Annotated in this window: 11 protein-coding genes; all 11 read right to left on the reverse strand. The window is 73.6% G+C overall.

All coding sequences use genetic code 11. The features are described from left to right. Positions 1–32: 32 nt before the first annotated feature. A complete protein-coding gene (locus ABD220_RS11365; protein ID WP_344122650.1) occupies positions 33–1,595 on the reverse strand; it encodes a molybdopterin-dependent oxidoreductase in 1,563 nt (520 codons plus the stop codon). Positions 1,596–1,608: 13 nt separating this feature from the next. Next, positions 1,609–2,637 (reverse strand): ArsA family ATPase, encoded by a 1,029-nt coding sequence (locus ABD220_RS11370; RefSeq protein ID WP_344122652.1) that lies wholly within the window; start codon positions 2,635–2,637, stop codon positions 1,609–1,611. After that, the gene (locus ABD220_RS11375) at positions 2,628–2,903 is read right to left on the reverse strand and encodes a cory-CC-star protein (protein WP_344122654.1); all 276 of its coding nucleotides are present in this window, start codon (positions 2,901–2,903) and stop codon (positions 2,628–2,630) included. Before ABD220_RS11375 ends, ABD220_RS11370 begins: the two co-directional genes overlap by 10 nt. A 4-nt stretch (positions 2,904–2,907) precedes the next feature. After that, positions 2,908–4,614, reverse strand: coding sequence for a carbon starvation CstA family protein (locus ABD220_RS11380; RefSeq protein WP_344122656.1), 1,707 nt, complete (start codon positions 4,612–4,614; stop codon positions 2,908–2,910). Between the two features lie 132 nt (positions 4,615–4,746). Further along, positions 4,747–5,544, reverse strand: coding sequence for a VOC family protein (locus tag ABD220_RS11385; RefSeq protein WP_344122658.1), 798 nt, complete (start codon positions 5,542–5,544; stop codon positions 4,747–4,749). Between the two features lie 217 nt (positions 5,545–5,761). Further along, entirely contained in the window at positions 5,762–6,991 is a 1,230-nt protein-coding gene (nagA, locus tag ABD220_RS11390) for an N-acetylglucosamine-6-phosphate deacetylase (RefSeq protein ID WP_344122660.1), read from the reverse strand. A gap of 47 nt (positions 6,992–7,038) precedes the next feature. Then, positions 7,039–7,938, reverse strand: a complete 900-nt coding sequence (locus ABD220_RS11395) for an endonuclease/exonuclease/phosphatase family protein (RefSeq protein WP_344122661.1) — start codon at positions 7,936–7,938, stop codon at positions 7,039–7,041. Continuing rightward, entirely contained in the window at positions 7,935–8,921 is a 987-nt protein-coding gene (locus ABD220_RS11400; protein ID WP_344122664.1) for a glycoside hydrolase family protein, read from the reverse strand. Before ABD220_RS11400 ends, ABD220_RS11395 begins: the two co-directional genes overlap by 4 nt. After that, positions 8,918–9,706 carry a glucosamine-6-phosphate deaminase gene (nagB, locus tag ABD220_RS11405; RefSeq protein WP_344122666.1) on the reverse strand — a complete coding sequence of 263 codons (789 nt, stop codon included), beginning with the start codon at positions 9,704–9,706 and terminating at the stop codon, positions 8,918–8,920. Before nagB ends, ABD220_RS11400 begins: the two co-directional genes overlap by 4 nt. 42 nt (positions 9,707–9,748) lie before the next feature. Beyond that, the gene (locus ABD220_RS11410) at positions 9,749–10,630 is read right to left on the reverse strand and encodes a carbohydrate ABC transporter permease (RefSeq protein ID WP_344122668.1); all 882 of its coding nucleotides are present in this window, start codon (positions 10,628–10,630) and stop codon (positions 9,749–9,751) included. Position 10,631: 1 nt separating this feature from the next. Then, on the reverse strand, positions 10,632–11,606 hold the full coding sequence (locus ABD220_RS11415) for a carbohydrate ABC transporter permease (protein ID WP_344122670.1): 975 nt from the start codon (positions 11,604–11,606) through the stop codon (positions 10,632–10,634). Between the last annotated feature and the right edge of the window lies 1 nt (position 11,607).

The raw sequence follows: 11,607 nt of genomic DNA on the forward strand, positions 1-11,607 counted from the left end.
CGGGAGCGGAGGGGCTCGTGCACCGGGGCCGGTCAGGCCACCGTGAAGGTGCGCTCGTGCCACCCCGTGGCGCCGTCCGGGGCGGGCGGGGCCTGCTCGGCGGTCTGGACGGTCCCGTCCCGGTCGACGGCCCGCACCCGCGCGGTGTGCCGGCCGCTCGGGAGCCCGGTGCGCAGCACCCACTGCCGCCAGGTGTCGTCCGTGCCCACGGAGCCCAGCTCGGCGTCCTGCCACGACCCCCCGTCCACACTGACCTGCACGGCGGCGATCCCGGTGTGCTGGGCCCACGCCGTGCCGGCCAGGACCACGGGGTCCGCCTCCGTGCGCCCGCCCTCGGCCGGCACCTCGATGCGCGAGGACAGCTTGATCGGCCCCCGGGCCGCCCAGCCGCGCGAGGTCCAGTACGCCTCCGCCCGGTCGAAGCGGGTGACCTCGAGGTCCACGACCCACTTGGTGGCCGAGACGTAGCCGTAGAGTCCCGGCACCACCATCCGCACGGGGTAGCCGTGCTCGAACGGCAGCGGCTGCCCGTTCATGGTCACCGCGAGCAGGGAGTCCCGGCCGGGATCGGTCAGGGCCTCCAGCGGGGTGCTCGCCGTGAACCCGTCCTCGGAGGTCGAGAGCACCATGTCCGCCCCGGCGGAGGGCCGGGCCTCGGCGAGCAGGTCCCGGATCGGCACGCCCGTCCACACCGCGTTGCCCACCAGGTCGCCGCCCACGGGGTTCGACACGCACGCCAGCGTCACGATCCGCTCGACCAGCGGCCGGGCCGTGAGCTCCTCGAAGCCCAGGGTCAGCTCGCGCTCCACCATCCCGTGGATCCGCAGCTCCCACTCGGCCACGTCGATGCGCGGGACGGACAGGGCCGTGTCGATGCGGTAGAAGTCGCCGGCGGGCGTGAGCCAGGGCTCCACGGCCGCCACGCCGAGATCGGCCCCGGCGGGCACCGGGTCCCGCACGGCCGGCGCGGGAATCCGGAGCAGGTCCCGGGCGGCGGGCACCCGGGCCGCGGCCGCGGACGCCCAGCGCCCCGCGACGCCGGCGGCGGTGCCCAGCACGGCGGCGGCCGCGGAGAGCCGGACGAAGCCGCGGCGGTCCAGGGACGCCGCGGGCCGGTCACCCGGAGCGGTCCGGCGGGTGAGCACCGTCAGGAAGAGCGCCCCGGCTCCCGTGCCGACGACGACGGGGACCGTGTCCGCCACGGCCGGCCCCGCCCGCGTCAGCACGGCCAGCAGCCCGAGGAGCCCCAGCACGCCGAGCAGCACCGCGCCCATCGGGGGTTCGGCGCGCTGCGCCGCCCCGATGCCCGCGCCGACCGCCACGAGCCCGGCGGCCATGACGAGCAGCAGCACGAGCTTGTCCGCGGTGCCGAACAGGGCGATCGCCGCGTCCATGACCGGGGCCGGCACCGCGTCCACGATCACCCCGCCCACCGCCGTGAGCGGCGCGCCGACCGGTCCGGTCACCCAGGCCAGCAGCTCGGCCAGGCCCACGGCGAGCGCGGTCGCGGCGACACCGGCGAGGATCCACGCTCCGAGGTCGGCGGGGGCCCGTCGTCGTCGCCCGGTGTCCGGACGGTCCGCGGTGGAGGTCATGCGCGTCAGCGTGTCACGCGGCCCTGAGATCCGCCTGGGCGAGTGCGTCCCCGAACCGCTCGAGCGCCTCCTGCCCCACGAGTTCCCCCGGCAGCAGGGGGACCTGGAGCAGCGGGACGTCCGGGAGGGCGCCGCGCAGGGTGGCGACGTGCACCTCCTCCAGCGCGCGGCGCTCGGCGAGGAAGTCCCCCGCGTCCGCCGGGGAGCGCTTGTTGACCACGAGGGCCCCCACGTGCACGCCGGCGCGGACCAGCTGCTCGTGCAGCTCCACGGTCTCGAGGACGGGCAGCCGCTCGGCCGCGAGGACGATGACGAAGCTGCAGCGCTCGGCGTCCACCAGTACCTCGCGCAGCGCCTCGAAGCGCTCGCGGCGGCGCAGCAGGATCCGCCGGATCTCGAGGTCCCGCTCCTCGCGGGGGTCCCGGGGCCGCCCGGTGCCCACGATGCTCTCGCTCGCGGCGTCCCGGTCCTCGAGGCCCCGCAGGGCGGCGCCGAACCGCTCCGCCTTCCCGCGCCGGCGCAGCAGCCCCTCGGTCCAGGCGGACATGATCTCGGGCAGGGCCATGAGCCGGGCGGTGTGCCCGGACGGCGCGGTGTCGAAGACGATGAGGTCGTAGTCGTCCAGGCCCGTCTCCACGAGCTCGGCGATCCGCTCGAGCACCGCCGACTCGTGGGTGCCCGGCGAGTCGCGGGCGAGCTCCATGTGCTTGTCCACCTCGGCGGCGAGGTGCTCGGGCATGAGCCGGCGGATGGTGGCGCCCACCGCGGCGAGGTGGGCGTCGGCCGTGGCGACGGGGTCCACCTCGATGCCGTCGAGCAGACCCGCGCCGCCCGGGGCCCGGGCGAGCCGGGTGATCCGGTCGCCCACCGGGCGCTCCCACAGGTGCCCGAGGTTGTGGGCGGGGTCGGTCGAGACGACGAGCACCCGGCGACCCGCCCGGGCCTGGGCGAGGGCGATGGCGGAGGCGACGGCGGTCTTGCCGACACCGCCCTTGCCGCCGACGAACAGCACCCGGCGGTCGGCGGCGAGCTCTAGCAGCATGAGATGTGCTCCAGGGGTGAGCGCTCCATGCCCATCCGCCGGTGCCAGTCGTGGAACCGGTCGTAGACCACGGGCAGCAGCTCCACGGTGTAGTAGCTGGCGGGATTGGGCACGCCGAGCGCCTCGGAGAGGACCAGCATCATGAACAGGTCCTCCTCGTCGCGCTGGGCGCGGGCGAAGGTGCGCCGGTAGGGCGCCACGTAGAACTCGTGCAGGCCCGCGCCGAGGCGGGCCTGCACGGAGCGCAGCCGGTCGAGGGCGCTCACCGGCTCACAGGGAGCGGTTCTCCCCGGCCGAGGTGCTGACGGTCTCCTCCTCCAGCTCGGGCGGGCTCTTCCGGGCCGCGTTCATCGCGGTCACGGACTCGACGATGACCCACAGGGCCGCGATCAGGATGATCACGTCGAGCACGAGCAGGAACCAGTTCTCCGCGGCCCAGAACTGCCCCAGCTGGACGATGAGCGCGTACACCGACATCACGAGCAGGAACACCAGGGGGACCAGCACCGGCAGCACCGGGCGGCCCTTGCGCAGCAGGATCACCGCGATCATCGACAGCGTCAGGCCGGCCAGCAGCTGGTTGGTGGTGCCGAACAGCGGCCAGATGAGCATGCCGCCCGAGCCGTCCGCGCCGGCGCTGAAGGTCAGCCCCATGGCCACCGCGAGGACGATGAGGGTGGAGACCACCTTGCCGATGTTGGCGCCCATGATGTGGCCGGCCTCCTGCACCACGAAGCGCTGCAGGCGGATGCCGGTGTCCATGGTGGTGGCCGCGAAGAGCACGGCCATGGTCGCCAGGATGGTGGCGCTCAGCGACGGGGGGATGCCCAGGCCGGAGTTCACGACCGAGGCGCCGCCCTGGACGAACGCCGCCACGCCGCCCTGTCCGAAGGCGCTGTACACGGCCTCCCAGTCGGCGATCGTGCGGAAGCCGGCGGTCGTGGCGATGATCGCGCCGAGCGCCAGGAGGCCCTCGCCGACGGCGCCGAAGTAGCCGACGAAGCGGGCATCCGGCTCCTTGTCCAGCTGCTTGGAGGACGTCCCCGAGGCCACGATGCCGTGGAAGCCGGAGATCGCCCCGCACGCGATGGTCACGAACAGCAGCGGCACGAGGCTCGGCGTGCCCTCGGGCACGGAGTCGTTGAAGGCCGGGGCCACGACGGTCGGGGCGGAGATCAGCACCGCGCCGTAGAGGATGCCCAGGGCGATGAACAGCTGCAGGCCGTTGATGTAGTCCCGCGGCTGCAGCAGCATCCATACGGGCAGCACGGACGCGATGCCCGCGTAGACGAAGAGCACCACGATCCAGAACGCGTTGGCGGGCAGGCCCAGGACCGTCTCCGGCAGGACCACCGGGAAGCGGTCGCCGACCAGGATGAGGGCGTAGAGCGCCACGACGCCGACGACGGACACGACGGCGAGGTTCCACTTGTAGCGGTAGACCGCCTGGCCGATGAGCAGCGCCACGACGATGGCTCCCCACGTCGGGATCACCGAGGTGGGCGTGCCGATCAGCAGGTTGGAGATCACCACGGCGAACGCGGCGTTGACCATGAGCAGGACGAGGAAGATCACGACCAGGAACAGGTTGCGGCCGCGGTGACCGATGTACTTCCCGGACAGCGACCCGATGGACTTGCCCTGGTGCCGGTTGGACGCCCACAGGGCGCCGAGGTCGTGGACGCCGGCGAAGAAGACCGTGCCCAGGGTCACCCAGAGGAAGGCGGGCATCCAGCCCCAGATCACGGCGATGGCGGGGCCGACGATGGGGGCCGCTCCGGCCACGGAGGTGAAGTGGTGGCCCCACAGCACGTACTTGTTGGTGGGGACGTAGTCCACGCCGTCGCCCAGCTCGTGGGCGGGGGTGACGAAGGAGTCCTGGAGCTGGTAGATCCGGCGGGCCACGAACTTCGAGTACAGGAGGTACCCGAGGATCATCATGGCCACACCGACCACGGCGAGGACGATGGAGTTCATGTCGCTCCGATCTCTGTGGAGGTGGCGGTGGGCTCGGCGAGGGATGTTCGCTGGGTCACCATGCTACCGCCGGGTGACCGTTGTCACGGCGTGCTCCCGCGCTCCGGGGGCGCGCTGCAGGGGCGTCGCGGGCTACGTGCCCGTGGCCTGCGCGGTCGCCGGCGTCATGATCGCGAAGGACTCCCGGTCCGGGCCGGCCACGACCGCCAACCGACCGTACTCGAAGTCGAAGGGGTCCTCCACGACCGATCCGCCGGCCTCGCGCACCCGCTGGACAGCGGTGTCGACGTCGTCGGCCTGGAAGCAGACCGACCAGACCGCGGGCGCGTTCTCCGCCGCGGGGTCGGTCCCGCCGATGCCGCCGGCCGGGTGGTCCCCGCGCGGAACCGTGAACGTGGCGTAGGAGACGCCGCCCTCGCCGATGTCCTCGTAGTGGTAGCCGAAGACCTGGGCGTAGAAGTCGCGGGCGGTGTGGTGGTCCGGGGTCATGAGATCGCACCAGGCGACGCTGCCGGGCACGTCGACCGCGGCGAAGCCGACGTGCTCCCCGGCCTGCCACAGGCCGAAGGTGGCCCCGGTGGGATCCTGCCAGATGCTCATCCGGCCGAACGGGCCGACCTCCACGGGTTCCACCAGCTGCGTGCCGCCGGCGGCCAGGGCCCGCTGCGCGGAGAGGTCGATCCGGTCCGTGGCGAGGTACACCTGCCACACGTGCGGGACGCCCGTCAGGTCCGGGGCCGCCGGGGAGAGCCCGGCCACGGGCCTCCCGCCGACGAGGGCGTCGCGGTACCCGCCGCGCTCCGGCTGCGGCTCGCCGTACTCCCAGCCGAGCACCTCCCGGTAGAACTCCTGCGTGCGGCCGGGGTCGGACGCGGTCAGATCGGCCCAGCAAGGTGTTCCGGCGGGCCACGCTTCGTTGCGCTCTGTCATGACGGGCTCCTTCCGACACGGCCAGGGTACGCCGCGCCCCCGCGACCGGCAGGACCCGGCCGGGGGATCGTTACCCACCTGCACCCCCGCCCACCCGCTCCCCGCGCCGTCCCCCGCCGCGAGGTCGCGGCTGTCGGCCACCACCCGCGGCGGCGTGGCCGTGCTCCGCGACCTCGTCGCCGCCGCGGCCCGGGGGCCGGGGTCAGGGGTCCGCGGGTCAGGGGAACAGATCTCCGGAGATCCACCGACCCCGGCGCATCACGGCCCCCAGCCGGAGGTCCTCCCCCACGACCAGGAGGTCGGCGAGCGCGCCCACCGTCAGGCCCCCGGCCTCTCCGGTCAGGCCCAGCACCCGGGCCGGGACCACGGTGGCCGAGCGCAGCGCGTCCCCGAGCGGGACGCCCGCCGCGACCGTACGGCGCAGGACCTCCAGCATGGTGGCCGTGCCTCCGGCGATCGAGCCGTTGGAGACCAGCGAGGCCACTCCGTCCCGCACCCGCACCTCGGCCGCGCCGAGCGTGTAGATGCCGTCCGTCAGTCCGGTGGCGGCCATCCCGTCGGTGACCAGCGCGATGCTGTCCGCCCCCGCCAGCTCGAAGGCCCAGAGCACGATGCAGGGGTCCAGGTGGGTGCCGTCCGCGATGAGCTCGACGACGGCGCGGCCCTGTGCCGCGGCGCGCAGGCAGGCCGGCACCGGCCCGGGCGAGCGGTGGTGGATGCCGGGCATGGCGTTGAACAGGTGCGTCACCGTCGGCGACCGGGGCGCACCGCCCCCGGGGGCGTCGACCAGCAGCGCCTGCAGATGGCGCAGGGCGGTGTCGACGGTCCCGGTGTCCGCGTCGGTGTGCCCGAGGGAGGGGAGCACGCCGTGGGCGACGAGCAGCTCGGCCAGCTCCCGGGAGCGGGGCAGCTCCGGGGCGAAGGTCATGGTCCGGAGCGTCCCCGCCGCGGCGGCGACGAGGTCGGCCGCCAGCTCGAGGTCCGGCTCCCGCATCTGCGCGGGGTCCTGCGCCCCGCACCGGGCCGTGGACAGGAACGGGCCCTCGAGGTGGATCCCGGCGACCAGTCCTTCCCCGGTGAGCTCCGCCAGCAGCGGCTCGGCGGCCAGCAGGTCCTCCCGCGAGGCGGTGACCAGACTGGCCACGAGCGTCGTCGTGCCCTGACGGTGGAAGGCGTCGAGGGTGGCGCGGATCGCTTCCTCCTCCGAGGAGGAGAAGTCCGCCCCGAACCCGCCGTGGCAGTGCACGTCCACGAGCCCCGGCAGCACCATCTGTCCGGGGGCGAGGACGTGGTGCCGCCCCGGGTCGCCGCCGGAGTACCCGGACCGCGGTCCGGCGTGGACGACGCGATCGCCCTCGACGACCACCAGGCCGTCCTGGTGCTCGGCGTAGCCGGTGTGCACGCGGCCCGAGAGGGCCGTCCTGCGCGCGGAGTCCTCGGTGACCAAGGGCCTCACCTCCTTCTGGTCGTGCCGGGCGTCGGGCCGGTCCGGGGCTACCGGACCAGCCCGTTCGGGGACCGGGGGATCCGGAGGTCGGCGACGATCGGCAGGTGGTCCGACGCGGAGGTGCGCACCACGTGCGCGGCCTGCGGCCGCACGCCCTCGGAGACGAGGACGTAGTCGATGCGCAGGCTCGCGTCCTCGACCGGGGCGCCGTCCGGGGCGAAGGTGTAGGCGTCGTCCTGGCCCAGGGCCGCGAAGGTGTCGGTGAACACCTCGAAGAGACCCCGCAGCTCCGGGGCGCCGGGCTCGGCGTTGAGGTCCCCGACGACCACCGCCGGGCGCCGGCTCTCCCCCGCGATCTGCGCGATCTCCCGAGCCTGCAGCTCGCGCTGCTCGGCGCGCTGGTGGTCGAGGTGGGTGCTGTAGAACCCGATGTGGTGACCCTTCACGTTGATCACCGCCTCCAGCAGACCGCGCTGCTCCGTGGGCTGCTCCGTGTACTCGATGCTGGTCAGCAGGTGGTTCTCGGCGTCGATGATCGGGTGCTCGCTGAGGATCGCGTTGCCGTACCGGCTGTTCCCGGTGCGGCCCTCGGCGGGTGCCACGTCGAGGTTCGCGCCGTAGGCGTAGTGCATGCCCAGGAACTCCGCGAGGCGGGCGGCCTGGTCCTCGAAGTCGCTGCGCGAGGACCACCCGTCGTCGACCTCCTGCAGACCGATCACCTCCGCGCCCGACGCCTCGATCACTGCGGCGGTGCGCTCGAGGTCCAGCACGTCGTCCCCGTCCGCGCCGTGGTGGATGTTGAAGGACATGACGCGCAGGTCGGTGCTTCGGACCGGGCCCCGGTCCGGGGCTCGGTCCGGGGCCGCCGCGGCGGGGGCCGCGCCGAGCACGCCGGTGGTCATGAGCAGGGCGGCCGCGGAGCCCGCGGCGATCAGCGTCTTCATCATGGGGTGCTCCTGGTGCAGGGGGTGGGGACGGGTGGTCGTGCGGGGCGGGGGAACAGCAGGCCCTCCGTCAGGAGGTCCGTCAGCGGCACCGGGCTCGCGATCTCGCCGGCGAAGCTCCCGTCCACGCTGTTCTGGAAGCCGAACACCACCCACTGGCCGTCGCGCTTGCGGAACAGCTGGGCGGCGTAGACGCCGGGCACGAAGAAGCTGGAGCTGCGCTCGAGCTCCCACGGCCCGAGCCGGCCGGCGCCGGGGGCGATCCACGTCCCGGTGCTCGCCTCCGAGAACGGGATGCCGGGGGCCAGCCGCGGGAGGCAGGAGAAGATCAACACTCCCGTGCCGTCCACGACCTGGGACTGGACGACCTCCATCTCCCCGAAACCGGCGGGCGCGGTCAGCGGGGGGCGGACGGTCCAGCGCTCCAGGTCGTCGCTCACGGCGTGGCCGACCACGCCGCGGGCGTCCGGGTCCCCGGTGGCGGCGCGAGCCGTGACGAGCATCTGCCACTGCCCGGTGTCGTCGTCGAAGAAGACGAAGGGGTCCCGCCACGCCTCGTCCGGCCAGGTGCCCTCCCCCAGCTTCTCGTACCAGCGCGGGTCCGCCTCGATCGGGCCGGCGCCGGTGCGCTCCCAGCTGATCAGGTCGTCCGAGACGGCGGAGCCGATGCGCTGCTGCAGCCCGTCCTCGGCGCGGCCGATGCCGGTGTAGAAGAGGTGCCACCGGCCGTCGTGGCCGCGGACGGTGCTGCCCGTCCAGGTGGCCAGGTCGTCCCAGGACGGTTCGTCGCCGGCCACGAGGGCGTCCGGGAGCAGCGTCCAGGACTCCAGGTCGGAGGAGACGGCGTGCCCGATCGAGGCCCGGCGGTGGCGCTTGTGGGGATCCCGCAGGGCGCGGCTGGCCCGCAGGAAGAACAGGTGGTAGTCATGTCCGTCGTCGGCCAGCCAGCTGTCCCAGACCCAGTGGTCCGCGAGGCGCAACGTCATGTCTCCCCCTGGGGCAGCCGGCGCCCGGCCTCGGCGACGAAGCGGTAGTAGTCGGTCAGGGCCAGCCCGCCCGCGGCCGCCTCGTCCACCACGACGGTGGCTTTCCGGTGGAGCTGCAGCACGGACGCGGGGCACATCGCGGAGACCGGCCCCTCCACGGCGGCGGCCACCGCGGCCGCCTTGTGCCGCCCCTGGGCGACCAGGAGCACCTCGCGCGCCTCGAGGATCGTGCCGAGGCCCTGGGTGAGGCAGTGGGTGGGCACGTCGCCGGGATCGTCGAAGAAGCGGGCGTTGTCGGAGCGGGTCCGCGCGGACAGCGCCTTGACGCGGGTGCGGGAGGCGAGCGAGGAGGCCGGCTCGTTGAAGCCGATGTGCCCGTTGACCCCGATGCCGAGCAGCTGCAGGTCGATCCCGCCCGCACGGGCGATGGCGTCCTCGTAGTCCTGGCAGGCCTGCGCCAGGTCCGGCCGGGAGCCGTCCGGCACCCGCACCCGGGAGGCCGACAGGCCGAACGGGCCGGCGAGCTCGCGCTCCAGGACCTCGGCGTAGGCGGCCGGGTGCCCGCCGGGCAGGCCCACGTACTCGTCCAGCGCGAAGCACCGCAGCTGCGACAGGTCCAGCGCCTCCTCGGTCCGCCGCCGGGCGAGCTCGCGGTAGGTGCCCAGGGGGGACGACCCCGTGGCCACGCCCAGCACGGTGTGCGGCCGGCGCGAGACCTGGGCGGCGACGGCGTCGGCCGCGCGCGCGGCGACGTCCTCGGCCGTGGGCAGGACGAGCACTTCCATGGGGGTCCTTCCGGACGACGGGTGGGGGCGTGGCGGGGCGGGTCAGCCCTTGACGGCCGAGCTGGCCACGCCCTCGATGAACCAGCGCTGGAAGACCAGGAACACCACGATCACGGGGATGACCAGCAGCACGCCGAAGGCCATCACCTGTCCCCAGGCCGGCGGCAGCTGGCCGGCGAAGACGCTGATCTGCAGCGGCAGGGGACGCAGCTGCGGTTCGGAGATCATGAGCACCGGCCACAGGAACGAGCCCCACTGCGTGAGGAAGGTCAGCACCGCCACGGACGCGTAGGCCGGCTTGCTCATCGGGGCGATGATCTGCCAGAACACCCGCAGGGGGCCGGCGCCGTCCATCCGGGCGGCCTCGTCGATGCTGCGGGGGATGCCCGAGAAGAACGAGTAGAACAGGAAGATCGACAGGGCGTTGCCGATGAACGGCACGATCTGGATCCACAGGGTGTTGCGCGCGTCGTTGTACAGGTAGAACATCGGCACGGCCACGGCCTCGAAGGGGACGATCAGCAGCATGAGGACGCCCAGCAGCACCGCGCCGCGGCCTCGCCAGCCCAGCCGCGACAGCGCGAAGGCCGCCATGGAGTTGACCACCAGCCCCAGGCCCACCACGCAGGTGGTGACGGTGAAGGACACCGCGAAGAACTGCCAGAGGTGGCCGGTGCTCGGCGAGGACAGGCTCGCGAAGACGCCCGTGTAGTTGTGCAGGCCCCACCCGCGCGGGTCGAACACGGCGAAGCCGGCCAGGGCCCGCTGCGCCGGCGCCAGGGACGCCGCGACCATGTAGGCCACCGGGGCGAGGAAGAGGGCGCCCGTGACGAGGAGCAGCCCGTAGCGGGCCCAGTCGCCGGGGCGCACCCGCCGGCCGGAGCGGGTCCCGCCGGGACGGGTCGTGGAGGTGGGGCGCGGCATGTCAGTCCTCCCGTTCACGGGTCGCGCGGCGCTGGAGCAGGGACAGGACCACGACGATCACGAAGAACACCACGGAGATGGCGCTGGCCCGGCCGATGTTGTTCGCGTCGAAGGCCGAGCTGACGGCCTGGTACATCACCGTGCGCGCCGCGTCCTCGTTGAGCCCGGCGCCCGAGCGGGTCAGGACGTAGATCTGGTCGAAGACCCGCAGGGAGAGGATCGTGGTGTACAGGGCCACGAAGACCAGCGTGGTGCGGATCCCCGGCAGGGTGACGTGCACGAAGCGGTGCCAGGCGTTGGCGCGGTCCAGTTGGGCGGCCTCGTAGAGGTCACGGGGCACCTGCTGGAGGGCTGCCAGCAGGATGACCATCTGGAAGCCGACGCCCTGCCAGATCGACAGGACGATGACCGAGGCCAGCGCCGTGCGGCCGGAGCCCAGCCAGTCCTGCGCCCCGAAGCTGCCGCCCGAGAAGAAGGACAGCAGCGAGTTCAGCAGCCCGTCGCTGCCACGGGCCAGGATGAGCCCCCAGATGAGGGCGACGAGCGCCATGGGGAAGACGACCGGCAGGAAGTACACGGAGCGGAAGACGGCGATCCCGGGCAGGTTCTTCTGCACGAGCACGGCCAGCCCGAGGGCCAGCGCGGTCTGCACCGGCACGACCACGGCGGCGAAGACGAAGTTGTGCAGCAGCGCGCTGAGGAACTGGCTGGACACGTCGGGGTCCGTGAAGATGCGCGCGTACTGGGTCAGGCCCATGAAGGCCGGGTCCCGGGGGTCCCCGAGCCGGACGTTGTAGAAGGAGAACCAGACGGCCGCCACGAAGGGCAGGGCCACGAAGAGCAAAAGCAGCAGCACGGCGGGGGCGGCCATGAGCGGTCCGGCGAGCCGGTCGCGCCGGACCCGGTTCCGGCGCGGCGCCCTCCCGGTGACCTCCGGTGCGGGCGCCGGGGCCACGAGGCCCGGTGACGTGGTCATG

Origin of the sequence: Kocuria aegyptia (assembly GCF_039530085.1) — a bacterium.
In the GTDB taxonomy this organism is placed as follows: Bacteria; Actinomycetota; Actinomycetes; order Actinomycetales; family Micrococcaceae; genus Kocuria; species Kocuria aegyptia.

Bases quoted from the DNA above. Each gene is read 5' to 3' on its own strand.
- ABD220_RS11365 (WP_344122650.1), bottom strand. From the start codon at position 1,595: ATGACCTCCACCGCGGACCGTCCGGACACCGGGCGACGACGACGGGCC.
- ABD220_RS11370 (WP_344122652.1), bottom strand. From the start codon at position 2,637: ATGCTGCTAGAGCTCGCCGCCGACCGCCGGGTGCTGTTCGTCGGCGGC.
- ABD220_RS11380 (WP_344122656.1), bottom strand. From the start codon at position 4,614: ATGAACTCCATCGTCCTCGCCGTGGTCGGTGTGGCCATGATGATCCTC.
- ABD220_RS11385 (WP_344122658.1), bottom strand. From the start codon at position 5,544: ATGACAGAGCGCAACGAAGCGTGGCCCGCCGGAACACCTTGCTGGGCC.
- ABD220_RS11395 (WP_344122661.1), bottom strand. From the start codon at position 7,938: ATGATGAAGACGCTGATCGCCGCGGGCTCCGCGGCCGCCCTGCTCATG.
- ABD220_RS11400 (WP_344122664.1), bottom strand. From the start codon at position 8,921: ATGACGTTGCGCCTCGCGGACCACTGGGTCTGGGACAGCTGGCTGGCC.
- nagB (WP_344122666.1), bottom strand. From the start codon at position 9,706: ATGGAAGTGCTCGTCCTGCCCACGGCCGAGGACGTCGCCGCGCGCGCG.
- ABD220_RS11410 (WP_344122668.1), bottom strand. From the start codon at position 10,630: ATGCCGCGCCCCACCTCCACGACCCGTCCCGGCGGGACCCGCTCCGGC.
- ABD220_RS11415 (WP_344122670.1), bottom strand. From the start codon at position 11,606: ATGACCACGTCACCGGGCCTCGTGGCCCCGGCGCCCGCACCGGAGGTC.